The sequence below is a fragment of the Chloracidobacterium thermophilum B genome, assembly GCF_000226295.1.
GTDB classification, from domain to species: Bacteria; Acidobacteriota; Blastocatellia; order Chloracidobacteriales; family Chloracidobacteriaceae; genus Chloracidobacterium; species Chloracidobacterium thermophilum.
In genome coordinates this window covers 232,877-257,442 of sequence record NC_016024.1, presented here as the reverse complement: position 1 = coordinate 257,442, position 24,566 = coordinate 232,877, and the positions used below count along the sequence as shown (strand labels likewise).

General features: G+C 61.4%; 19 protein-coding genes and 1 tRNA gene. 9 read left to right on the top strand and 11 right to left on the bottom strand.

Features of this window, described 5'->3' with window-relative positions; translation table 11 throughout:
• Positions 1 to 180: 180 nt before the first annotated feature.
• Together CABTHER_RS17860 and CABTHER_RS17855 are read left to right on the top strand one after the other, a co-directional pair.
• On the top strand, positions 181 to 939 hold the full coding sequence (locus CABTHER_RS17860; protein ID WP_455423185.1) for an RNA-guided endonuclease InsQ/TnpB family protein: 759 nt from the start codon (positions 181 to 183) through the stop codon (positions 937 to 939).
• Positions 911 to 1,435, top strand: a complete 525-nt coding sequence (locus CABTHER_RS17855) for an RNA-guided endonuclease InsQ/TnpB family protein (RefSeq protein WP_455423184.1) — start codon at positions 911 to 913, stop codon at positions 1,433 to 1,435. Before CABTHER_RS17860 ends, CABTHER_RS17855 begins: the two co-directional genes overlap by 29 nt.
• Positions 1,436 to 1,489: 54 nt before the next feature.
• Here the strand turns inward: CABTHER_RS17855 and CABTHER_RS01030 are convergent.
• Together CABTHER_RS01030 and CABTHER_RS01025 are read right to left on the bottom strand one after the other, a co-directional pair.
• Positions 1,490 to 1,564: transfer RNA gene (locus CABTHER_RS01030), tRNA-Gly, on the bottom strand.
• Between the two features lie 65 nt (positions 1,565 to 1,629).
• A complete protein-coding gene (locus tag CABTHER_RS01025; RefSeq protein ID WP_014098719.1) occupies positions 1,630 to 2,043 on the bottom strand; it encodes an OsmC family protein in 414 nt (137 codons plus the stop codon).
• A 188-nt stretch (positions 2,044 to 2,231) separates the two neighbouring features.
• Between CABTHER_RS01025 and CABTHER_RS01020 the strand changes: the two genes are divergently transcribed.
• The 6 genes from CABTHER_RS01020 to CABTHER_RS00995 are packed head-to-tail and all read left to right on the top strand — an operon-like array spanning position 2,232 to position 7,449.
• Positions 2,232 to 2,651 carry a F0F1 ATP synthase subunit epsilon gene (locus CABTHER_RS01020; protein WP_014098718.1) on the top strand — a complete coding sequence of 140 codons (420 nt, stop codon included), beginning with the start codon at positions 2,232 to 2,234 and terminating at the stop codon, positions 2,649 to 2,651.
• Between the two features lie 30 nt (positions 2,652 to 2,681).
• The gene (locus CABTHER_RS01015; protein ID WP_014098717.1) at positions 2,682 to 3,482 is read left to right on the top strand and encodes a prolipoprotein diacylglyceryl transferase; all 801 of its coding nucleotides are present in this window, start codon (positions 2,682 to 2,684) and stop codon (positions 3,480 to 3,482) included.
• On the top strand, positions 3,475 to 4,911 hold the full coding sequence (locus CABTHER_RS01010) for a radical SAM protein (protein ID WP_014098716.1): 1,437 nt from the start codon (positions 3,475 to 3,477) through the stop codon (positions 4,909 to 4,911). The genes CABTHER_RS01015 and CABTHER_RS01010 overlap by 8 nt, the downstream gene beginning before the upstream one ends.
• 14 nt (positions 4,912 to 4,925) lie before the next feature.
• A complete protein-coding gene (locus tag CABTHER_RS01005; protein WP_014098715.1) occupies positions 4,926 to 5,366 on the top strand; it encodes an acyl-CoA thioesterase in 441 nt (146 codons plus the stop codon).
• A gap of 30 nt (positions 5,367 to 5,396) precedes the next feature.
• A complete protein-coding gene (locus CABTHER_RS01000; protein ID WP_014098714.1) occupies positions 5,397 to 5,990 on the top strand; it encodes an HD domain-containing protein in 594 nt (197 codons plus the stop codon).
• A 10-nt stretch (positions 5,991 to 6,000) separates the two neighbouring features.
• Positions 6,001 to 7,449 carry a carotenoid oxygenase family protein gene (locus CABTHER_RS00995; protein WP_014098713.1) on the top strand — a complete coding sequence of 483 codons (1,449 nt, stop codon included), beginning with the start codon at positions 6,001 to 6,003 and terminating at the stop codon, positions 7,447 to 7,449.
• Between the two features lie 39 nt (positions 7,450 to 7,488).
• Here CABTHER_RS00995 and CABTHER_RS15220 read toward each other — a convergent pair whose 3' ends face one another.
• On the bottom strand, positions 7,489 to 9,090 hold the full coding sequence (locus CABTHER_RS15220) for a sigma-70 family RNA polymerase sigma factor (protein WP_014098712.1): 1,602 nt from the start codon (positions 9,088 to 9,090) through the stop codon (positions 7,489 to 7,491).
• Positions 9,087 to 11,015 (bottom strand): DNA primase, encoded by a 1,929-nt coding sequence (gene dnaG / locus CABTHER_RS00985; protein ID WP_014098711.1) that lies wholly within the window; start codon positions 11,013 to 11,015, stop codon positions 9,087 to 9,089. The genes CABTHER_RS15220 and dnaG overlap by 4 nt, the downstream gene beginning before the upstream one ends.
• 157 nt (positions 11,016 to 11,172) lie before the next feature.
• On the opposite strand from dnaG, the gene CABTHER_RS00980 reads away from it, so the two are divergent.
• A complete protein-coding gene (locus CABTHER_RS00980; protein WP_187288391.1) occupies positions 11,173 to 11,988 on the top strand; it encodes an iron-sulfur cluster-binding protein in 816 nt (271 codons plus the stop codon).
• 17 nt (positions 11,989 to 12,005) lie between these two features.
• Here CABTHER_RS00980 and CABTHER_RS00975 read toward each other — a convergent pair whose 3' ends face one another.
• From CABTHER_RS00975 to CABTHER_RS00945, 7 genes are all read right to left on the bottom strand, one after another.
• Positions 12,006 to 12,908, bottom strand: a complete 903-nt coding sequence (locus CABTHER_RS00975; RefSeq protein WP_228374058.1) for an ABC transporter ATP-binding protein — start codon at positions 12,906 to 12,908, stop codon at positions 12,006 to 12,008.
• Positions 12,909 to 12,953: 45 nt separating this feature from the next.
• Positions 12,954 to 13,880, bottom strand: coding sequence for a hypothetical protein (locus CABTHER_RS00970; RefSeq protein ID WP_014098708.1), 927 nt, complete (start codon positions 13,878 to 13,880; stop codon positions 12,954 to 12,956).
• Positions 13,881 to 13,993: 113 nt separating this feature from the next.
• On the bottom strand, positions 13,994 to 14,734 hold the full coding sequence (locus tag CABTHER_RS00965; protein ID WP_014098707.1) for a lysophospholipid acyltransferase family protein: 741 nt from the start codon (positions 14,732 to 14,734) through the stop codon (positions 13,994 to 13,996).
• Positions 14,735 to 14,800: 66 nt separating this feature from the next.
• Positions 14,801 to 15,157, bottom strand: coding sequence for an aspartate 1-decarboxylase (gene panD / locus CABTHER_RS00960; protein WP_014098706.1), 357 nt, complete (start codon positions 15,155 to 15,157; stop codon positions 14,801 to 14,803).
• Positions 15,158 to 16,113: 956 nt separating this feature from the next.
• Positions 16,114 to 17,193 carry a transposase gene (locus tag CABTHER_RS17730; protein ID WP_187288434.1) on the bottom strand — a complete coding sequence of 360 codons (1,080 nt, stop codon included), beginning with the start codon at positions 17,191 to 17,193 and terminating at the stop codon, positions 16,114 to 16,116.
• Between the two features lie 34 nt (positions 17,194 to 17,227).
• Positions 17,228 to 20,566, bottom strand: a complete 3,339-nt coding sequence (locus CABTHER_RS00950) for an Eco57I restriction-modification methylase domain-containing protein (protein ID WP_014098704.1) — start codon at positions 20,564 to 20,566, stop codon at positions 17,228 to 17,230.
• The gene (locus CABTHER_RS00945; protein WP_014098703.1) at positions 20,566 to 24,027 is read right to left on the bottom strand and encodes a helicase-related protein; all 3,462 of its coding nucleotides are present in this window, start codon (positions 24,025 to 24,027) and stop codon (positions 20,566 to 20,568) included. Before CABTHER_RS00945 ends, CABTHER_RS00950 begins: the two co-directional genes overlap by 1 nt.
• Positions 24,028 to 24,566: the final 539 nt, after the last annotated feature.

Sequence of the window (24,566 nt, the reverse complement as noted above, 5' to 3'; positions counted from 1 at the left end):
GGTAGCGTTACACGGACGCCCAAACGACGCGAGGCGGATGGTTTCATCCGCCTCGTTTTTTGTTTGTTGTTGTCTGTTTTACCGAAAAAACGCCGTAAAGCCCTGCACTTTAGGGCAGGGATATAAGGCGCACGCTGTTTTATCAAGCCAAACCTGTGCTAAAATAGCAGTATGAGAGTCATGGAAGCCAAGCTACTCAACGGGACAGCAGAGCAGTATCAGGCTCTGGATGAAGCCATCCGTACCGCACAGTTTGTCAGAAACAAATGTGTGCGGTACTGGATGGACAACAAGAGTGTAAACAAAGCTGTTCTCTATGCCCACTGCAAAGACCTGGCCAAAGAGTTTGACTTTGTCAGGAAGTTAAACTCAGCGGCAAGGCAGGCAAGTGCAGAGCGAGCCTGGGCTTCCATTTCTCGGTTCTATACCAACTGCAGAAACAAGGCGGTCAAGAAAGGGTATCCCAAGTTCAAGAGGCATTGCCGTTCTGTGGAATACAAGGTATCTGGCTGGAAGCTGTCAGGAGATGGAATGTCTATCACCTTCACTGATGGCTTCAATGCTGGTGCTTTTGCTCTGTACTGCAATGGTGAGGCAAGACACCATATCCTAAACTCCAAAATCAATCGGGTGCGGGTGATACGCAGGGCAGATGGGTACTATGCTCAGTTCTGCTTGGATGTGGAGCGCAAAGAGCAGGGAGCATACACAGGCAATGTTATTGGCATTGACTTGGGCTTAAGGGCTTTCTACACCGACCAGAACGGCAACCCTGTAGAGTATCCTAAGTTTTTGAGGCGTAGTGAAAGGAGGTTAAAGCAACACCAGCGCAGATTAAGTTCGGAAGTTCAAGAAGGGGGCAAAATCCCAATCCAAGAACTACCACAAGCAAAGAAAGCGACTGGGCAAAGTGCATCTGAAAGTCCAACGCCAGCGTAAAGACTGGGCAATTAAGCAGGCACGGTGCGTGGTGGCATCTCACGATGTCGTGGCGTATGAAGACTTGCAGGTGAAGAACCTGGTCAAAAATCATCATCTTGCCAAATCCATTCATGATGCTGGCTGGTCTCAATTCACTGCGTGGCTGGACTACTACGGCAAGGTGTGGGACAAGGCAGTAGTCAGCGTACCGCCGCAGTACACCACACAGGACTGTAGTCACTGTGAGCATAGGGTAGTAAAAACCCTATCCACTAGAACCCATAGTTGTCCTAAATGTGGATTTGAATCAGACAGAGACCAGAATGCGGCTTTGAACATCCTCAAGAAGGGACTAAGCATCTTGGGAATGGAGTGGCAAAACAGTACCTTTGGGCAAAAGGGAACTGCCTCGAAAGAGGGAACGCTTGGGGAGAGATGCACCGCTGCTTTAGAGGGGCAACCTGATGAAGTAAGTGCGCTCGCAGAACCAAGAACAAGAATCCCCTGCCTTTAGGCAGGGGAGTATGTCAAGTGGTCTTTCGGCAGCCGTGGTTTTTGGCGCCGGATGTGGAGCGGGCGATGGGACTCGAACCCACAACACCCAGCTTGGGAAGCTGGTACTCTACCATTGAGCTACGCCCGCATCGGATGACCTGGCGAGAACATACGCCGCCGCCTGTGACCTGTCAACGCCCGTTGATGTGCGGTTCACAGGTCGTAAAGGAACTCAACCTTGCTTTCAATGTCCGGGTGCAGGCTGTGGTGAACGGGGCAGGTCAGGGCCGCACGTTCGAGTTTGGGACGGGCCTCGGCTGGAATGTGACCCGGCAGGTGAAAGGTGATGGGTAGGGATGCCACACGGCGCGGCGAGGTCGTCTGCATGTGTTTGACGACGCGGAAATGTGCGCCGGAAAGGTCGAGGCCGTCGCGCTGGGCAACGATACCCATCAGGGTCATCATGCAGGAGCCAAGCGCCGCCGCCACGAGGTCCGTTGGCGAAAAACAGCTTCCGTCCCCCTGGTTGTCCGTCGGGGCCACGGTTTGCAGAAGTGCCCCGGAGGGTCCGTGGGTCATTTCAACGCGCAAAGCGCCGAGATACTTGCCAGTGATTTCAACAGCCATGAACAATCTCCTGTCTCAAGAAAACTCAGGCGGCGACACTTTCAGACTTTCATTGGCAGGTCTGCCTCGGAATGCCCAACTTCATTGTCCTGACCACTGTCTTGGGCAACCGGTTTCCAATCCGGGGGCAGGGCTGGTATCGTGCCGCCACAGACAAATCTGGCACATGAAGGACCAATTTGAAGGATATGTCTCTCACACTCGACATCGTTACCCCCGAACGGGCGTTTCCTTCCCAGACCGTGGATGAAGTCGTCCTGCCGGCGCTGGATGGTGAAATCGGTGTCCTCCCCGGCCACGCCGCCCTGATGTCACAACTTGGTGTGGCTGGTCTTTTGACCTATCGCCAAGGGGGAAAGGAAACCCTGGCGTTCGTGGCGCAGGGTTTCGTGGAAGTTCTGGGCAACCGCGTCACCGTGCTGACCGAACGGGCCGAACTCGCCGAAGACATTGACATCGAGGAAGCCCGGACGCGCCTGCGTGAAGCCGAACTGGCGCTCAGGAAAGCCGAAGCCGAACGCCCCGATGAAGACCTTTCCCGTCTGCGCGCCGAACTGGAAGCAGCGCTGGTGCGCGTCAAAACCGCCGAACGCTACATGTCCCGCTGAACGGACCTCCCAGCAGAATGGTGTTCTGCCATGAGCTTCCCCTACGACCTGCGGCTGCCCGGCGTCACCATTCCGATTCATCTGGTCTGTGAAATTCTGGCCTACACGGTTGGCTTTCGGCTCTACCTTCGCGCCCGCCGCCGGCAACCCGGCGGAATGACGGTCGAACAGGCAGTCTGGACGCTCGTCGGCTGCCTGGCCGGCGCGGCCCTTGGGTCAAAGCTCGTCGCCTGGCTGGAAGTCTTCCCGCTCTACTGGCAGCACCGCGCCAACCCGCTCATCTGGCTTCAGGGAAAGTCCATCGTGGGCGGGCTGCTGGGCGGCTGGCTGGGTGTCGAAGTCGCCAAACGCTTTGCCGGCGTTTCGCAGGCCACCGGCGATGCCTACGTCTTTCCGCTCATCGTGGGTATCGCCATCGGACGGATCGGGTGCTTTCTCACCGGTCTCTCCGACGGCACCTGCGGCATCGCCACCAGCCTGCCCTGGGGCGTTGATTTCGGCGACGGCCTCCGCCGCCACCCAACCCAGCTCTATGAAATCCTCTATCTGACCGGGCTTGGCTGGCTGCTCTGGACATGGAAGCTGCCCGGCGCACCGGATGGCGCGCGGTTTCGCCAGTTTCTCATCGGCTACTTCGCCTTCCGCTTCGCCATCGAGTTCATCAAGCCGCATCCGTTCCCTTACCTCATCGGACTGACGGCCATTCAGTTTGTGGCTTTGCTCGGCTTGGTTGCGGCTGCCATCAGCCTGTGGCGTCAGTGGAGACCAACGCTCCCCCACGCCCCCGCAACGGCCCACTCCACGGCGAAAGGAAGCCCGGCCCATGGCTGACCGCCCCTACCTGTTCTATGAGCTGACCAACGCCATCTGCGCGACATGTTTCCAGAAGGTCGAGGCCAAGATTGTCATCGAAGGCGAGCGGGTGTTCATGCACAAGTTCTGCCCGACGCACGGGCGCGAACGGGTGCTCATTTCCACGGATGCCGCGTTTTACCGGCAGCAACGGCAGTTTTTGAAGCCCGGCCAACTCGTCCGGCAGTTCAACACGCCTATTCGGTATGGCTGTCCGTATGACTGCGGCATCTGTCCTGATCACGAGCAGCATGGCTGCCTGACCATTGTCGAGATCACCGACCACTGCAACCTGACCTGTCCGATTTGCTATGCCGATTCGGGGCCCCATCGTCCGACCCATCGCAGCCTCGAACAGGTTGAGTTCATGCTCGACTGTGTCGTACGCAATGAAGGCGAGCCGGACATCGTGCAGATCAGCGGCGGCGAACCGACGCTGCACCCGGCATTTTTCGGGATTCTCGATGCCGCCCGCCGCCGTCCCATCAAGCACCTGATGATCAACACCAACGGCATTCGCATCGCCCAGGACGAAGCCTTTGCCGAACGGCTGGCTGGCTACATGCCCGGCTTCGAGGTGTACCTTCAGTTCGATTCCCTGCGGCCCGCCGCCCTCTGTGACCTGCGCGGACTGGACCTGCGGGCCGTCCGTGAGCGCGCGCTGGAACGGCTCGACCGGCTGAAGGTCTCCACAACCCTTGTCGTCACCCTCAAAAAGGGCGTCAACGACGACGAAATTGGCGACATCATCGCCTTTGCCCTTCAGCATCCGTGCGTGCGCGGTGTGACCTTCCAGCCGGTACAGGCCGCCGGACGGACCGAACACTTCGACCCGGCGCGTGACCGCCTGACGCTGGGCGAAGTACGGCAGCAACTGCTGCGGCAGGTCCCGTGGCTGCGCCCCCAGGATGTCCTGCCCGTTCCCTGCCATCCCGACTGTCTGGCCATGGCCTACGCCCTGAAACTCGGCGGAGACATCATCCCGCTGACCGGACTCATTGATCCGCAGATGCTGCTGGCCGGCGAAGGCAACAACACCATCGCCTACGAGCACCAGGCGGCGTTTCGGGAGCAACTGTTCAGGACGTTTTCCACGGGCCACTCCCCGGACGGGCAGGCGCTTTCCCTCAAACAACTCCTCTGCTGCCTGCCGCTGGTCAACGTTCCGGCATCGCTGAGCTACGAGAACGTCTTTCGGATTCTCATCGTGCAGTTTATGGACGCCCACAATCTCGACATCCGCTCGGTGAAGCGGTCGTGTGTCCACATCGTTCACCCTGACGGGCGGATCATCCCCTTCGACACCTTCAACCTGTTTTACCGCGACGACCGCGAGGCACAGCTTGTGGCGCTGCGGCAGCGCGTCGCCGCTCCGGCGGCCCCGCTGCCGGAAGCAACGCGGCACTGACCCCCCACGCAACCATGGCGACGGATTCAGCCCTGCCTTCCAGTGTCATTTCGCGCCTGCGCGTCCGGTACGCCGAAACCGACCAGATGGGCGTGGTCTATCACGCCAACTATCTGGTCTGGATGGAAATCGGACGTACTGACTACTGCCGGGCCTGCGGATATGCCTACCGCGCGATGGAAGCCGCCGGACTGCGCCTTGTCGTGGCGGAAGCGCGGGTGCGCTATCTGTCGCCGGCCCGTTACGACGACGACATCCACCTCACCACCCGTCTGCTGGCGCTGCGCTCGCGGCAGGTTGTCTTTGGTTACGACATCCGGCGCGCCACCGACGACACCCTGCTGGCCACGGGCGAAACGACACACTTGCCGACGAACCACGCGGGCCGCATCATACGCCTGCCGGCAGACATCCACGCGGCACTCTCCACCGGCCCCACCGGACAGGCGGCATAACGATTCAGTCACTGGCTTGGGAGACAAACCATGCTCAGCGAACGGTACGATGCGGCGCTGGTCTTCGCCCACCAGCTTCACCGCCACCAGAAGCGCAAGGGAACGGAAATCCCTTATATCAGCCACCTGCTGTCGGTATCGGCGCTGGTCCTCGAACACGGCGGCACGGAAGACCAGGCCATTGCGGCCCTGCTGCACGACGCCGTGGAAGACCAGGGCGGCGACGCCATACGGCAGGAAATCCGTCACCGCTTCGGCGAAGACGTGGCAGCCATTGTGGACCACTGTACCGACACCGATCAGATACCCAAACCGCCGTGGCGCGCGCGCAAGGAAGCCTACCTCGCCCACCTGCGTACGACGCCTGACACGGCGCGGCTGGTGTCGCTGGCCGACAAGGTTCACAACGCGCGCACGATTCTGGCCGACTACCGGACGGTCGGCGAAGCCCTGTGGTCGCGGTTTGAAGGCGGCCGGGAAGGAACGCTGTGGTACTACCGCCGCCTTGTCGAAATCTTTGCCGCCGGGCCGTGCCAACCGCTTGCCAACGAACTTGAACGCACGGTAGCGGAACTGGAACGTCTGGCATCGTTGGCTTCCCCCCAGGCCGAACCCCACGCCTGAAGAAGGTGCCATGGCTGCTCCCGCTCCCCAACCCACCACCCGCCGCTGGAACCGCGCCGACTGGCTGCGCGGCTACACGTCACTGACTGAAGAACGCGACTACTGGATTGACGACATCGAAGGCAACCTGCCGGCTGACCTCTGCGGCACGCTGTACCGCAACGGGCCCGGACTGCTCGAACGCGGTGGTCAGTCTGTCCAGCATCCGTTCGACGGCGACGGCATGATCTGCGCCTTTGACTTCACCGGCGACGGCCGGGTCCGGTTTCGCAACCGGTACGTCCGCACGGCCGGCTTCATTGCCGAGTCCAAAGCCGGACGCTTCCTGCAACGCGGTGTCTTCGGCACACAAAAGCCGGGCGGCTGGCTGGCCAATGCCTTTGACCTCCAGGCCAAAAACATTGCCAACACCAACGTGGCCTACTCGCCCAAAAAACTGCTGGCGCTGTGGGAAGGCGGAAAGCCCTACGCTCTCGACCCACAAACGCTTGAAACCATTGGCGAAGATGACTTGGGCGGGGCGCTCGCCGGCAACGCCAACTTTGCAGCACATCCCCACTACGACCGGCGCACCGGCGAGATGGTCAACTTCGGCATCGAGCCGGGACTATCCTCAACCATCAACCTGTACACCCTCGACGCCAACCTGAACGTGACGGCGCAACACCGTTGGGAAGTCCCCGGCTTTGCCTTCATCCACGACTTCGCCCTGACCGACGACTACGCCGTATTTTTTCAGAACCCGGTCACGGTCAATCCCCTGCCCTACTGGTTCGGTTTTCGCGGCGCGGCCGAATGCCTCGTCTTCCAGCCTGACCGCCCGACGAAAGTCCACCTGCTGCCACGCCACGGCGGACGGATGCGCACCTACGAAACTGTCGCCTGTTTTGTGTTCCACCACGTCAACGCCCACATTGCAGATGATGTGCTGACTGTGGATTCCATTGCGTACGAAACCTTCCCCTCGCTCGAACCGGGCACGATGTACCGGCAGGTCGAGATTGAAAAGATCGCGGCCTCGCAGCTTTTCCGCTTCACCATCAACCTGAAAACCGGCGCGTCCCGCCGGGAACGCCTGCTGGAACGCGCGGTTGAGTTCCCTAGTGTCCACCCGGCGCGGGTCGGACTCCCCCACCGCTGGGCCTTTATGGCCATGGCTGATGCACCGACCGGCAATGCGCCGCTGCAAGGCGTTCTGGCTTACAACACCCATACGGGCGAAACCCAGACGTACAGCTTCGCCCCCGGCGGCTACGTCGGCGAGCCGGTGTTCGTGCCCACGCCGGGCGCTACCGAAGAAAACGCCGGCTACCTCCTGCAGATGGTGTTCGATGCCCGACGGGGAACAAGCGGGCTGGCCATTTTTGACGCCCGGAATGTGGCCGGCGGGCCGCTGGCGCGGCTCCACCTGCGCGATACTGTCCCCTACGGTCTGCACGGGCAGTTCGTCGCCAAATAAAGGCCAATCGCCAACCGATTGTGTGGCCTGGCCCCGGCGTCAGGCCGACGCATCGTGCGCCGTATCGTCCAGAAACTGGCGCAGGCGCTGGCTGCGCGCCGGACGCCGCAGCTTCCGCAGGGCTTCCGCTTCAATGCGCTGGATGCGCTCCCGTGGGAGCGCAAAAAACTGCGCGATTTCTTCGAGTGTGTAGGCTTTGCCATCCGCGCCCAACCCGAAGCGCATCCGCAGTACCTTCTCCTCGCGGGCATTGAGTGACTGAAGCGCGGCATTGAGGTCTTCCCGCAGGCGGACGCGCGCCGCATCATCCAGCGGATTCGGCGCGTGGGTATCGGCAATGAAGTCCCCCAGACTCTGGTCTTCTTCATCGCCCACCGGTGTTTCGAGGCTGACCGGCGGCTGCGCCAACTGGAGCAACATCTGCACTTTTTCAAGCGACATGCCCAGATGTTCCGCCAGTTCGGCCTGTTTTGGCTCACGGCGCCGTTCCAGCGTCAGACGGTGCATGGCTTCGAGCAGCCGCGTGAGTTCGGCGCGCACGGCCGCCGGCAACCGAATCAGGCGCGGCTGCTCGCTGAGCGCCTGGGCTATGGCGCGGCGAATCCACCACGTCGCGTAGGAAGCAAACCGTTCCGGGCGCTGCCCGCTGAACCGCTCGGCAGCGCGCAGCAGTCCGAGATTGCCTTCCTGGATTAAGTCTGTCAGTCCGAGTCCCCGGTGCGTGTAGTGCCTGGCAACCGACACGACCAACCGCAGATTGGTTTCCACCAGCCGCTGCCGCGCCGCCGCCGCCCGGTCAAACATCTGCCGCGCCTGCGCCAGGGTGCGCGCCACTTCGGCCGGCTCGGCCGCCGTCAGCAGCCACGCGGCGTTGGTACGCCGTCCAGCCTCCAGGGCCTCAAGCAGGGACGTGTAGCCGGTACGGGAAAGCGGCACATCCAGCACGGCCCGCGACAGGAGAATCCGCGCCCGGGCCAGGCGGCGGCGCTGCCAGTCCGCCGATGCGGGCAGATCGGCCACGGCGGACAGCAGAGACCACTCATCCTGAACGGCTTCCAGCGCCTGCCTCATACGCGCCACAGCCTCGTCAAGGGCCGCCTCCAGAGAAGCAGCTTCCGACGATGCCGTTTCGCCCGGCTCCGGCCCGGCTGCCGTTCCCGACAGATCAAACCAGCGGGCCGCCGCACCATCTCCCCGCGCCATGGCTTCTGCCTTTTCGACGAGCAGCACCGCCGTGGCCGGCACGCGGGAAAGCTGTTTCCGAAACCGCACCTCGGCGCGGCGGATGCCGGCCACCAGCGCGGCTTCTTCTTCGGCGGACAACGTGGCAATCCGTCCCATTTCCTGAAGGTACGGGCGCAGCGGGTCTTCAAAAAAGGCCGTTGGCGACGCCGGCGCCGTAGTAGGGGCGGTTCCGTGAACCGCCCCTACCGGAATTGCCCCTGCCGGCAACGGACGTTCATGTTCCTCCCCCACGCGAATGCCACGCCGCTCCAGCGCGGACAGCAGCGCCTCGATGACCGCAACATCGGTCATCCCCAGCGGCAGCAGGGCATTGAGTTCGTCATAGGACAGAAAAGCCCGGCCACGCGCGGCGGTTATCACTTGCGTCACAAGCGGCTGGGTCGTCTCACCGGTCATGGCTTTTTCTGCCGATGGTGCAGCGCCGCCAGACGCGCCCGTTTGAGCTGCAACCGTTCGTGGGCATAGCGCAGGGCAAGTTGCTCGTCATCGGATTCCGCCGCCTTCTGCACATTCCGGTGCATGGCGGCGCTCTGGTGTTCCAGCCGCCGCTGCTGAAGCACCAGCAACCCGTCTTCCAGAATGGAACGGTACTTTGCCAGCGCCGTGTCGTCGGCCGGCGGCTCAGCACCCAACAGCAGTTCGGCGACGTAGTTTTCCATTTCCCGGTCCAGCGGCGTTGGCGTGTGGTCGGCTTCCGCAAGGAAATCAAACTGCCCGTGGGCGTTTCCGCTGGTTTCGGCCCGCTGCCAACGGGCCACCGCTGCGGCCAGCGGAGCATAAGCAAACGGCTCGCCTTTCAGATAGACCTCCCGCACCGCACGGAAAAACACGCGCCCGGGGAGCATGCTGATGAGTTCGTCATCCAGTGCGGCAAAGGCCAGTTCGCACAGCGGCGGATGGGACAGCAGCACCTGAAGCACCTGCCGCTCGGCCAGCGTCAGCTTGGCCGCCACCTCGACGGTTTCCACCGCCAGCTCAGTGCGCCGCTCACGGGCGGACTGCTCCAGGGCCGTACGAATCAACCCTACATCCAACTGAAGCCGGTCAGCCAGCCGTTCGGCCGCCAGCGCGCGCTCGATGGGATCGTTGAGTTTGGCAATGTATGGCAGCACAGCATTGACGGCCTGGGCCCGCCCGGCCGGGCGCGTCAGGTCGTACTCCAGTCCCGCCGCATCGGCCAGATATTCCACCAGCGGCTGTGACTGTCGGAGGCAGGCGCGGTAGGCGCGGACGCCCTGGGCCCGCACGAAATCATCCGGGTCCTTGCCTTCCGGCAGATGGAGCACGTTGACGCGAAACCCCTGCTCCAGCAGCAGCTCAAAGCCACGCCGGGTGGCCGCCTGTCCGGCGCGGTCACTGTCGAAGTTGATGACGACTTTGGGCGTTTCCAGATACCGCCGCAACTGGCGCACCTGCGCCTCCGTCAGCGCCGTGCCCAGTGTCGCCACGACGTTGTGAACGCCCTCCTGATACAGGCGCAGAAAGTCCATGTAGCCTTCCACCAGAATGGCAAAGCCACTGCGCCGGATGGCTTCCTTCGCCAGATGCAGCCCGAACAGGTGCTTTCCCTTGACGTAGAGCGGTGTTTCCGGCGAGTTGAGGTACTTCGGCTCGCCGTCGCCCAGTGTGCGTCCCCCAAAGGCCACGACGCGCCCCTGCGAATCGGCAATCGGAAACATGATTCGTCCCCGGAAGCGGTCGTAGCCACCGCTGCCACTTTCCCGTGGCGTGACCAGACCGCCACGTTCGAGGTCGGTCAGGCTTGCGCCGTGGCTGCGCAGAAAGGTCAGCAGCGCATCCCAGCGGTCGGGGGCATAGCCGAGGCCGAGCGCGGCAATCGTGGACGGCGCCACCTCACGCCGCGCCAGATACTCGCGGGCAGCGTAGTGTTCCGGGGCGGCAAGCTGGCTCTGGAAAAACCGCAGGGCCAGCTCGTGCAGGCGCAGCAGCCGCTCCCGTTCTTCCGCTTCCGGCAGCCCCCCTTCCTGATGCGCCCCTTTCCCGTGTGCCGGCGGGGCGGCCGGACGGGCTTCCGGCAGCGGCAGGCCGCACACTTCGGCCACGATGCGTACGGCTTCGGCAAAGCCGACATTCTCCATGCGCATCACGAAGGTGAACACATCGCCGCCGATGCCGCACCCGAAGCATTTGAACACCTGCTTGCCGGGATGGACGTTGAAGCTGGGCGTTTTTTCGCTGTGGAACGGACAGCAGGCAAGGTAGTTCGCGCCGCGCTTGCGCAGCGTGACATAGCCGGAAACCACGCGCACGATGTCCGCCTGGGCGCGCAGATCGTCAACGGTTTGGCGGTCAAGCAACATGGTGAAGCACCTGTTTCAGAAACGCCCATGGCTACCTTGCAGCGCCCCCGGATGCAAGCCCGCCGAGCAAATCCTGCTCACGCCGAACGTTCCGGTTGACCACGTTGCGGCGGCATGTTTTTGTCGGAAAACGGGTTTTTCAGACCGGAGGATTGCCGTGCAGGACATCAGGCTCACCGTCACCGGACACCGTACGTTTGGCAGCTACGGCCACCTCACGCTGACGGCGGCGGAACCGCTCACATTTGCGCCGGGACAGTTCGCCATGCTCAAACCGGCCGGTGCACTTGACCCCATGTGGCGACGCGCCATGGCGATTTACCGCCTGCGGCGCAGCGGGGCCGGCAGCCAGGTTGAGTTCATCTATCAGGTCTTCGGGCGCGGCACTCAGGCGTTGCGGCGCGTACACGCGGGCGATGCCGTGCAGGCGCTGCTTCCGCTGGGGCGGCCGTTCGACATTGCCCCCGTGGCTGTTGGCGGACGCGAAGCCCTGCTCGTTGCCGGCGGTGTCGGGAGTGCAGCGCTGCTTGCGCTGGCCGAACAGCTCAAGCGGGAACAGGTAGCCACGCGCCTGTTTCTCGGCGGACGCTCCACCGTGGACCTCATCGGGCTGGAGGATTTCACCGCGCTGGGTATTCCGGTTCATGTCGCCACGAATGATGGCTCACGCGGCGTCAGGGGCTTTGTCACCACACCCTTCGAGCGGTTTCTTCATGACCACGCGGATGAAGTACGCAGCGGGAAGTTCGTGGTCTATGCCTGCGGCCCCGGGCCGATGCTGGAGCGGGTGGCGGCGCTGACGGCTGCGGCCTGCATACTGACCTACGTTTCGGTTGAGGAACGCATGGCCTGTGGCTTTGGCGTCTGTGTCGGATGCGTTGTTGCCGTCAGGGGTCAGGACGGCGCGACGGACTACCGCCGGGCATGTGTTGAAGGCCCGGTTTTCCGCGCCGACGAACTCGAATGGACTTGAATGGACATAAGCCACCGCTAGCCGGCGCGTTCTTCCGGCCCCATGGTTTCCAGAAACAGGGATTCGAGTGACGGGCGCTGCACCCATACGCCATAGACCGCCGCCCCTCGTTCAACCAGCCAGCGGACGATGCCCGGCACGGCGGTTTCCTGTTCCAGTTGCAGCCAGACTTCACGTTCTGCCGTACGCAGCACGCGGCCGAAGGCAGCCAGTCCCCGGACGAGTTCCGGTGGGACTTCGCCAAGGCGCAGGTGCAGTTCCGGTGTGAGCCCCTCCCGCAGCGCGGTTTCGTGAACCACCCGGCCGCGTTTGAGAAACACAACGCGGTCGCAGACGGCTTCGACATCGCCCAGAATGTGGGAGTTGAAAAAAACCGTGACGCCTTCGCTGCGCAGCCGCACGATGAGATCGCGCACGAGAATGCGCCCGATGGGATCAAGCCCGGACGTTGGCTCATCGAGAAAGACGAGTTTGGGCTGATGGATGAGCGCCTGGGCGAGTCCCAGCCGTTGCTGCATGCCCTTGCTGTAGGTGCCTACCGGGCGGTCGCCGGCATCGGCCAAATCCACCTGTGCCAGCAGGGTCTCGATGCGCTTGGCGCGCGCGGTCGCCGGCAGCCCGTGCAGTTGCCCGTGAAAATTGAGCAACTCGCGGCCGGTCATCCAGTCGTGAAAGCGGAAGTGTTCGGGCAGGAAACCCACCCACCGGCGCGCTTCCCGCGAGCCGACGGGATGCCCCAGAACGAAGCCGCGCCCGGCCGTCGGATGGACGAGGCCGAGCAGCATTTTCATGGCCGTGGTCTTGCCCGCGCCGTTCGGGCCGAGAAACCCGAACACCTCGCCGGCAGCCACGCGCAGCGAAAGGTCGGCGACGGCCACCTTGCGGCCGAACACCTTGCGCAGACCTTCCGCTTCAATCACCCAGTTTCCGGCGGTCACAGCCAGCCCCGGAACCGGCTCCGGCCCCTACTGCAACGCGCCGGCGATGGTGAGAGCTTCCTGTTCGGTCAGGTTGCCGCTCAGGACGAACACCTGGTCGCCTTCCGTCCAGGCCAGCGTTGTTGCCCGCACCGGCTGCCAGCGACGGTTGCGCCGTGGCGCTTCTTCAACGGCGTGCGGTGTCAGCAGAAAGCCCGGCTGCCCGCGCACGATGACCTGTTGCAGATCGTGGAAGCGGGCCGGGATGGGCAGCACGAAGGTCGAACGCCAGTCGGTCGTGGCGGCGACGCGGTGGGCGGCTTCGGCATCCATGCCGAGCATCCGCAGGTAGGCGTAGCCGAACGGCGTCAGCGATGTCCCTTCCGGCAGGCTGACTTCGGGCAGGCGCGCCTGCACCAGCGCGAACCGGTGTTCGTCGCCACGGGCAAAGCTGGTTTCCACGCGCCCGCCCAGCCGGAAAGCAATGGTTTGGCCGTCGAGTGAAGCCGGCAGCAGGGCGTCCCGCAGTTCGAGGAAGTCGAGCACCTGATTGGCAAAGCCAACGTCCACCTTGAAGCGCGCGCCGCCGCCGCTGGACGTGGCGCGCATGTCCTGCATGGTGACGCCCTCCGGCAACCATGCCGGCGTACGGACAGCCATACCCGCCACCTGACCGGCTTCCCTGGCTGAGTTCACCCGCGCGGACCTGACCGTTGGCTCTGCGACTTCGACGTTTTCGGCGACGAGCGCCGGCAGGTCAAACTTCGACTGTACGCGGTTGAGGCGCTCCCGCAGGGCGGTCATCTGCTGGTCATCGAGACCGATGGCGACGACACGCGGCAGGCGGAAAGCGTCCAGGAAGGACTGTCCGACGGCGCGTACCGTTGGGGAAAACAACGCGGCCGAGACGAACACTCCACCGACGGCAGCCGCCCACCAGACCGGGCGGCGGACGGAAAAAACGCCTTCAGACATTGGCTTTGGCTCCTTGCTGGCAACGGAAATCAGGCTTCTGAAACCGGTTTCTGTATGGCACGGATGGGTTGCCGGCGCAAGCCTTCCGGTCTGTGGGCAGGGTAAAGATTTGTTCATCCGGTGCGTTTTCCGGTCAGCCGGGCGACGACGGCAGCGTAGCGGTCGCTGATGGAGGGTTGCCCGCGCAGCGCCAAGGAAAATCCTTCCGGGCGGCGTTCCCAGACGGCATCGCGCAGGGCATCCATGCGTTCGGTCAGCCGGGCTTGCAGATGGCAGGTCAGCGCGGTGATGTCGTGGACTTCAGCGCCACGGATCAGTTCACCGGGACCGAAATCGAGAAACACTTCGGGGCGCGGCTGGTCGTGGAACTCGTAGCGGATGGCGGTCGGAACGGCGATGCAGGCGGTTGTCCGGCGCAGGATGTGGGCTGTGCCGGGCAGAAAAGTCAGGGGGCGTTTGTCGGGCGGGACGATTTCGCCCTGGGGGAAAATCCACAGGGCGGTTGAGGGAGCCGCCAGGCGTTCACTGGCATAGCGGATGGACCGGGCTACGTCGCGGGCATCGGCGCGGTTGACGGAAAAGCCGCCCATCCAGCGGAAAAACCGGAAGGTACGGAGCGTGGTTTCCTCGCCCATCATGTAGCCGTCGCGTCCGGTACGGCGGACGACAAAGAAGGCCAGCAGGGGGTCCCACCATCCCGGATGGTTGGCGTAGATGAGCAGCGGCCGGCGTGGTTCGGCGGTGAACACGTCAACGCCGCGCCACCAGACGGCGTGGAAGGCGCGGCGCAGCAGGTGTTGGTTGTAGGCGTGGACGACGCGCTGAAAGAGCGGTGAAGGCTGGGCCGGCAGCACGGGCTGGAGCGTGACCTGGATGCCTACGGAAGGCCTATGCTTTGAAGCGCCTGCGCTGTGGAGCGCCTACGCTTCGGGCAGCAGGCGGTTGTGAGCATCCACCTTGACGACGCGGGGTTTGAGGTGGCGGGCTTCCTCGTCGGTAAACAGCCCGTAGGAAATGATGATGACGAGATCGCCGGGTGTACCGAGCCGCGCGGCGGCGCCGTTGAGGCAGATGGTGCCGGAGCCGCGTGGGCCAGAAATGGCGTAGGTCTCGAAGCGGGCGCCGGTGTTGATGTTGACGACGGAGACTTTTTCGTTGGGGAGGATGTCAGCGGCATCGAGCAGGTCCTGGTCAACGGTCAGGCTGCCGGTGTAGTTGAGGTTGGCTTCCGTCACCGTGGCGCGGTGAATTTTGGATTTGTGCATCAGGCGGAACATAAGCGGTCAGATTGGTGTGCCGTCCTTTGGCTGAAGGGTATGGGTTATGAGTTAGAGAAAAGCGGACAGCAAAACATAGCGGAATCCGGCGTGTGTCGTGCATGTTTTTCTTGCCGGGAGCGCGGCTTTCTACGTCCCTGGGAGCGCGGGCGTCCCGCCCGCGTGGGCATGGGGCATCACACGATTCGGGGGTTGAAATCCGTCGCGGGTTTGAACCCACGGTGGATTTCAGGCGTCGCTACGCGACGCGGGGCGATGTGACACCGTTTCCCCGGCGTTGAAACGCCGGGCTAAATTCAATCGTCGCTAACGCGACGCGCCTGGGAGCGCGGGCGTCCTTTCCTGGGAGCGCGGGCGTCCTTTCCTGGGAGCGCGGGCGTCCTTTCCTGGGAGCGCGGGCGTCCCGCCCGCGTGGGCATGGGGCATCACACAATCCGGGGGTTGAAATCCGTCGCGGGTTTGAACCCACGATGGATTTCAGGCGTCGCTACGCGACGCGGGGCGATGTGACACCGTTTTCCCGGCGTTGAAACGCCGGGCTAAATTCAATCGTCGCTAACGCGACGCGCCTGGGCGCGCGGGTATCCTTTCCTGGGAGCGCGGGCATCTTGCCCGCGTGGGCATGGGGCATCACACGATTCGGGGGTTGAAATCCGTCGCGGGTTTGAACCCACGATGGATTTCAGGCGTCGCTACGCGACGCGGGGCGATGTGACACCGTTTTCCCGGCGTTGAAACGCCGGGCTAAATTCAATCGTCGCTAACGCGACGCGCCTGGGCGCGCGGGCGTCCCGCCCGCGCGTTGTGCATCGCGGTTGGGGAGACGCCGTAATGCATGGCTATGGTTGTGATGGGTGGTAGGGGCGACCGGCCGGTCGCCCCTACCGCAACCATAACCACCACGTTCCCCAACGTTTTCATGCACCGTTTTGTGTGCCGTCACGACTACGACGTTTTCACGTGCCGTCCCCAATCACATCCAATGGGTCAGCGCCGATGTCCCGTTCACGATCCAGATGCCAGCGCAGGGGGTTGGTCAGGATGTATTCGCGGATGCGCTGCCAGGATTGGTCGTCACGGATGATGTGTTCGTAGTAGTTGCGTTGCCACAGGCGGCCGGGAAAGGGTGGCCATTGGTTCGCGCGTACCCCGTCGGCGTAGCGTTTGGTGGTCATGGTTTTGAACCGGTGCACCACATCCGGCAATCCCAACGTAGGGGCAACCCCCCGTGGTTGCCCCATCGGGGGATGTGACGGGGCGGCCGGGGCAACGGTAGGGGCAGGCCCCCGTGCCTGCCCCATCGGGGGATGCGGTTGCGCCGTTGGGGGATGTGACGGGGCGGTTGGGGCGGATTGGGGATCGGGGCAACCACGGGGGGTTGCCCGTACGGCCATTTCATCGGGGCAATCACGGGGATGATCGGGGCAATCACGGGGATGATCGGGGCAACCACGGGGGGTTGCCCCTACGTTTACGTTCATTTCGTCGGGGTGGACGCGGGGGGTTGCATTCATTTCATCGGGGCAACCACGGGGGGTTGTGGGGCAACCACGGGGGGTTGCCCGTACGGCCATTTCATCGGGGTGGACGTGGGGGGTTGCCCGTACGTTGCCGGTCAAAATGATGATGCCGTGCACATGGTTGGGCATCACAATGAACGCATCGGTCTGTACGCCCTCATAAAACAACGCCAATTCATCCCACACATGATGAACCATCCGCCCGGCGTCGTTCATTCGCATCTCGCCCGCCACCACCTCGCCGAACAGACACGCCCGCCCCTGCGTGACGATGGTGACGAAATACGCCCCTGGCCGGGCGTAATCGTACCCTTGCAGGCGAATGGAACGACGGTGATGTCTGGCAGGGTCGTAGGGCATTGGTACGATTTTCGCGTCGTTTTGCGTTGTCTCAATCGTGGTCGGGGCGGTTGGGATGCAGACACGGGCGCAGCACAGGGATGGTTGCAGGGTACAGCGCGGTTGACGGTTGGGCGTAACCAGCCATTCGTCCGATCCTACGTCATCGCATGGCATGGACATGCATCGTTTACAGACCGCCCCACGGTCGTTACTTCAAACTCTCTTCCACAATCCTGATTTCATCCGGCGTCAGCCCGTAAAGACGATAGACGTGTTCGTCAATCTCGCGTTCCAGAGCAGAGGTATCGGCGTTGGGGTTAGCGCGTTTGGCATCGAGAATTTTATCTACTAATGCAACAATATCATCTTGTTTGTATCGGTAGTCAAGTGGAAGAGGAATTTTGCCTATGTAGTGCTCATCGAAATGCATCGTCCTCACAGCAGCACAGTAAATGAATCTATATGCATACCAATTGATTAGTGATGAGTTAAACAAGGCAGCAATCATGTTGAGATGGATGGGAGCATTTATTGGGATAGTATTTTCTACTGTATCCAAACCCAGGATGCTACCATCTGGGTCAACTGAAGCAATGATCATAATGTGCGGTTTAGGGTTCTGAATATGCGCGATAATCTGTTGCGAAACTACTTTTGGCTGCAGGAGCATCTTCACTTTATTACTCGCCCCATCTAGATCGTCTTTTCTCAAGTACCCCTTAAATCCATTGGTACCGTATCTTACAATATTTTTTCCACCAATTACACAAACATCTCTATGCTCTTCACCGTAATCTGAGATTTTCTGCTGAAGTGGGAGTCCTCGGAATGATCGCGAAACATCGCGCAAAAACAAACCAGATTTACTCATTTTCATCCCAAGTCGCAGCTCTTCATCGCTCACATCACATGGCCATGTATGAAATTGACTTACACACGAAACTGGAACTGATGCGCGCTGAATAAATTTTGAGCCATGGAACTTATAGGCTCTGTAAAGCGGAACTGACTGCGAATGTTGAAAGACAAAGACAACTTGTTCAAGTAGAACGCTTTCAAAAGCCTGTTCGAGATCAACCAAAATTTTCGTGTTTGGCGCAAGAGCTTCGACGAGTGAAAACCAGCGTTCTGAGTATAGAAGGGATTTAGGTACAACAAAGGAGACCAAACCCCACTGATGTGTAAGATTGTTTTTTGCCACATCAATGAAAATAGCTGCACTATTTGAGTTCTTGGTGTCCTTACACGCGATCTTTTCCCTATCAAGAGATGAGATTTCTGCACTATAAGGAGGGTTCCCTATCACGATATCGAAACCTTCCTTAAGACCAAACATCCACTCCGAATCGAAAAAGGACGCCGAGGCGTTCTGGTCGTAGGGGTCCCACGCGGCGAGCAGGCGGGCGGTTTCGTCGTCCCAGCCGTCGGTCTTCAGTATTTCGGCAATCTCAGCCCGCAATGTGGCATCGCATTCGCGGTATTTGCGCTTGGTGGCGGGCGTTTTGGCGGTGAAGTGGGCGGCGCGCACCTGTGCCAGTTTGCGCTCCAGTGTATTGACCTCTTCATGGCGTAAGGCAGGCTGCCGCGGCCGCGCAATGCCAACGAGCGTGTTGGCCGCCACGAAGCGCGTTTCCAGATTGGGCAGCGCCCGAATACCCCGGTTTTCCGCCTCCGGATCGACCCGCTGATCCACCACCAGCGAGATAAAGAAGCGCAGCTTGGCAATCTGCACGGCGATAGGCTGGATGTCCACGCCGTAAATGCAGTTTTCAATCAGGTAGAGCTTGCGCCCGTAGTCGAGTTCGTTGGACGTGAAGGACGCTTTGATGTCGGCAATGACTTTATCGCGTACGGTGGCATCGGGGATTTCCAGGGCCTTGGCAATCTGGCGCTCTTTCCAGCGCGCATTGTTGGGGTCGAGCTTGCCGAGAACAAACACCAGCCGGTGCAGGATGCCCATGGGGAACGCGCCGGACCCGCACGCCGGATCGAGTATCTTCAGATGGTCAATGGCGTGGATGAGCGCTTTAACTTCATCATCCGTGAACTGGTGCGGTTTGTGGATGAGCGCTTCAACTTCAGCATCCGTGAACTGGTGCGGTTCATCGTTGTACGCAAAAAGATGGCGGAGACGGTCTTCAACGTTTTTGGTGTCGGGAAATGTAGCTTCCAGTCTGGTTTTCAGGCTGGCGATGAGGGCTTCATCCACCATGTAGTCCACGATCTCACGCGGGGTGTAGTAGGAGCCGGTGGCTTTGCGCGCCGTCGTACGGGTTTCCGGGTTGTAGGCTGCCAGCAGGTTCTCGAAAACCTGCCCCAGCAACTCCGGGTCAAGCGCCACTTCCTGATCGAAGGGTGTATGCTCCTGAAGGGTGAAGTTATAGGAAGCGAGGATATGGATCAGACCACGCACGCGGGCGCAGCGGTCGCGTGTTTCGCCGTAGGCGTGTCTCAGATCAACTTCCCGCTCATCGCCGAAGAAGAGCACATCCGGCACAACCGGCTGGCTGTCTGGGCGACGGGAGAAACCATCAATCCGAATGTAGCGCGGTTGCTCCTTCGTGCCTTCGATACGGTCGAGGCACTCGAACAAACCGCCGTTGAGAAAGGGGATGTCCCTGAACAGTTCCAGAGCTGTCTCCGGGTTCTGGAACAGTTCCCTGTGCCGGTAGAGGTTGTGCGCCATGAAGTGCTGCCCGTCCTCCGCCCAATCGCGCTTGCCCATCTCCGTGTTCAGCGTGGCAAAGAAAAGATTTTGCAGGATGGCTTTGTAGAAGACAGAAGATGCGGCTTCATTCGGCGCGAAGCCGTTGAGCATTGTGGGTAACGATTTCGGATCGAAGAGCGTTGCCGGAATGAGACCCTTTTCTTTCAGAAACCAGCAAAAGATAAGCCGGGTGATCAGGCGGATGAGGCTTACGTGGTCCTTGCCGTCGGTTTTGGGCGCATCCTGGGGAAAGCTTACGTGATCCAGTGCCCAGAAGTACCAGTTGGCCACTTCCTGATAGAACCGTTTTGTGACCGCCTCCACGCTGAACGCCGTGGTGAGTTTATCGGTGACGCGGGTAATCGGCGGTTCGCCGGCGCGGAGTTCATCGAGGCTGAAGGCCAGCTCCGCCAGCCGCTCGACGGTGGTGCGGGCCGGCGAGCCGACTTCGTAGGGCAGGGTGCGCAGTTCAATCTTTCCGTCCGAGCGTTTGCGCGCCCATGTGAAGGCAAGCTGGCGCCGGTTCCGGGCGACATACACCAGCAGGTGTTCGGCATGCGTTGGCGCAAGCGCCCGCTGGACGGCGCGGCGGGCCGTGACACCGGGCAGTCTGTCCTCGGGCCAGTCAATCAGGTACACCGGCAACCCGCTCATCTGGGCTACGGGTGCAGCGGTCACTTCGCACGAGTCAGGGGCGTTCAGTTGCAGTTCGCACGGCTTCAGCCCATCCGGCGGGTGGCCCCACAAGAGTTTTTCGCAAAAAAGTGAGGCGATCAGCGCCGGAACGTCCTGTTGCCCGCATGATTCCAGTATCTGACGAATGCACTCCAGATGGTTCATCACTTCGCTCCCGTGGCAATCAGTCCCAATGAGCAGATGATGTGCGGCCCGGCGGATTCATCCGCTTCTTTTTCGCGGATTTCACAGAGGTTGTCCTCCCCGGCGCGGCGGGCAACCATATCGAGCAGATCGGGGTCGGCAATGCCCAGCCGCATTTGCCGGCTGATGGCTTCCCGGGCGGCGCTCTTGAGCGGATACCACCAAATCATGTCGAGCACCGCATCGAGCTGCTGAAGCCGGTCGGGTGAGACGGCAGGGGCGAAGGGCAATTCGCCCTCACCTGCTTTCAGGCGATCGCGGTATTTGTTCAAACGCTCCCAGAGTTTGCGCCGTACGCTGCGCAGGCTGCCAAGATGACCGCCTGTGACATGCTCTTCCGTCGCCATCTCGACGCAGCGTGCCACCAGTTCGTGATGCTGTTCGGTCCGCTCCAGCGGAGGTGTTTCCGGCGGGCAGGCAATGTCGCGGAAGATGGCTGAAAGCGACTGCGACACAAGGCTGCCATGTTCATCCACGCGGATGAGGGCATCGGTGCCGTCCGGGTAGCGCAGATAGGTGACGACGCCGGGCGGGCCGTCTGCAGGGGCAAACGGCCGTTCGCCACTACAACGCAATGCACGGGTGGCTGAGACAATCGGCGGCAGGGACAGGCATGCCTTCCGGTCGTCGGCAGAGGCGCTGTTCCACACCTGCAGGGCGAGGCTGGCCAGATCAATGTCTTCATCGGCGCCTTCGTCGTCGAGCGTGCCGGCTTTTTCCGTGTAGAGGTCACGCAGGCGTTGCGCGGCGGCTTCGCCGAAGAAGGAATCATCACTGCCGATGACTTCCTGATGCTGCTGGAGACGGGCGACAAGCCTCTGGCGCAGGCGGATGATTTTCTCAACCCCTTCGGCCGGCCAGAATGAGTAGATAAGGATCGTGTCGTGCTTCTGGCCGATGCGATCAATCCGCCCGGCGCGCTGGATGAGCCGGACGATGGCCCATGGCAGGTCGTAGTTGACCACAATGTGTGCATCCTGCAGGTTCTGGCCCTCGGCCAGCACATCGGTGGCGATGAGCACCCGCAGTCCGGTTTCCCCGGCAGCCAACCCGCCATTGGTGGAGGGACTGAAGCGGCGGGACAGTGTGACTGGATCGCCCACCTGGTTGGTCAGCACGGCAACGTCTTCCATGCCGGTGGCGCGAAGTTGCTTGTGGAGGTACAACGCGGTGTCGGCAAACTGCGTAAAGACCAGCACCTTTTCATCGCGGTGGGTTCTGAGAAGCTCAAGCAGCGCCTGAAGCTTGGTATCTGCCGCAGGCTGCCACTGCCCCGCGCTCTCCAGAATACGGTGTAGGGCCTGTGTATCGGAGCGCAGGGCGTCCGCCAGTTTTTTGGTGAAAAATCTGGGATTCAGCCAGTCAAACCGATCGTGATGATTCTGTCGGTAAGCTTTGTAGATTTCCCCGGCGCGCTTTTGGTACTCGTCCCACGTTTTCTCCTTTTGCGCCGGGGGCTCCGTGGCTTCGGCCGCTTCTATGTTGTCGGGATCGGAAATGTCCACCGCTGCTTCGTCGGCGTCGCTCATGGCTGTGTCCAGCATGGCGGCGTCCTGCGTACCGATGGGGATGGGCAGGTTTTTTTCGAGCGCGTGGAGGGTGATGAGGTTCCGCACCATGTGGCGCTGCACCGAGAGCAAAAAGCTCTGGCCGCTCGATTCGAGGCGCTTGAAGAGGTTGATGCGGCAAAAACCGATCAGGCGCTTGCCGGCGCGGTTGAGGTTGGCAAGGATGCGCTTTTCTTCGGCGGAAGCGCCTTTTTCAGCCTTGGGCTTGAGGTAGTTGGCCAGCCCGTACCGTGGCAACGCGAGGTCTTCGATGACCTTCACCACTTCATCGCGGAAGAGCCGGGCGTACTGGTCTTTGGGGTCTGCTTCGTTAATGGCGAAATTAACCCGTTTGGGCTGGCGCGCCGGGAAGTAGTGGGGTTGACCGTTGAGCCGGACGTAGTGGCGGCCGCTTGCCGCGTCAAATTCGGCGTAGTGCCGGATGATGAACTGGCGGGTGCGTCTGACCAGAAACAGCCGCATGAGGTCCTGCCAGTCTTCGGGGAAAAGGCTTTGTTCAAATGCCCGCAGGCTGTGCGGGGAAGTCTGGAAGCGAGCAATAAAGTCGGCTTCTGTCTCACCCCGTTTCCGTGCCAGCCACTGGAAGTAGCGTTCCGGGCGCACGTGCAGGTCCCGGTCTTCATCGAGAAACAGGCGGAGCTGGTTGCTGATGTCGGTGTAGTGCTTGTTGTAGGGCGTTGCGGTGAGCAGCAGCACCCGGGATTCATTCTGCGCGATGTACTCCTGGATGGCTTTGTAGCGTTCGCCCTCGCGGTTACGCAGGTTGTGGCTTTCGTCAATGATGACCAGCCGGTAGCGCGGGAGGCCGGGCAGTTCACTGATGGCGCGTCCGATGGAGAGCACCCGCCCGGCGATCTGGTACTCCTGCATGTAGCGGTCCCACATAGGGGCGAGTTTTGGCGGGCAGATGACCAGTGTATTGTCGCCGCTGTCTTCCTGCATCAGGCGGGCGATGGCAGTTGCCATCAATGTTTTCCCCAGACCCACCACATCGCCAAGCAACACACCACCATGACGATGGAGCTTCTTTGCCGCAAGAGACACAGCAGCTTTCTGGAAGTCCAGCAGCACATCGCGAAACATCGCCGGCACCTTGAATTCGCGTTCGCCCTGGCGCGCATCTTCCGAGAGGTGATAGGCGATTCTGAGGTAAATCAAGTAAGGGCGGATGAGTTCTTTGCGCGCCCAACTCTGGTCAATCAGGTCGGCCAGTTCGCTGGAGAGATCAACGGCCAAGTCATCGTTCCATCGTTCGTCAAACCAGCCTTGAAGTTTGCGTGCGGCATCCTGCTCAACCACATCCACGTTGAGTTCACCCTGCCGGGAAAGCCCGGCCAGCGTGAGGTTGCTGCTCCCGACAAAGCCGATGAGCGGCGTGACGGTGTCTTCACGCCTGACCAGATACAGCTTGGCGTGGAGCGGATAGCGCAGGAAGGCCCGGATGAAGACTTTTCGTTCCCGGAGTTGCCGGGACAACTGTTGCAGCGTACGTTCGGCGGCATTGGAAGGCACGCCGAATTCAAGCTGTTCCTTGAAGCTCTCGGTGATGCGGCGTCTGAGGCGCGCGGCAGTCGGACCGTCAATGGGCAGGGACGGCTGGCCGGTTGCCCCGGTCTGGCGATGGATGCCCTGCAAAAGCCGCATTCCCTCGTCCGGCGGGCGATGCATGCCCACGAGGATGCGACATGCGTGATGTTCGTCCGAGCCGCCCAGATGTTCAATGGAGTCGGCCAACTGGTCCCAGCCGCGCAGGTTCAGATAGCCAACGCAGAACGAGCATGCGACAGCTTCCGGGAGGATGCGGCGCAGCCCTTCAACCAGCGGCCACTCGATGTTGTCGTAAATTTTGGGCATATCTTTCCCGCATCAGGTGAGCTGTTCTCCGGGGGGGGACATGGCCTGTCTTTGCTGCCCTCCGGCTGGTGTCATCCGGGCCATCAGCCGGGCCGTGGGCAGCACCTGTCACTGAAATGCGCGTCTGGCTTTTCTGTCGCTTCTTCTGAAGATAATGCGCTGGCAGGTTTATTGCAAGAAGTGAAGGCTCAGGGGCAATAAGGGGTCAATAAGCTTCCTGAAAAACTTGCAAACCTCTTTCCCTGAAGCACGACAGCCCCGGACAGGCTTGCTCTGGGATAAGGCCTTGGGAAATCGAGGCTTTCCTTCTGGCAAAAGGGATGACCATGCTTTTTCTGTGTGGCGGAACGCCCGCACTCTCAGAGCTGTGGTTCCTGTGCGGGCGGGACGCCCGCGCTCCCAGGCTCGTCGCGTAGCGACGCCTGATTTTAGCCGTGGGTTTCAACCCACGGACGCGGTGCCCCCACACCCCCGTCGCGTCAGCGACGGTTGAATTGAGGCGTGTTTTTTCAACCCATGATGGGTTTCACAACCCACGG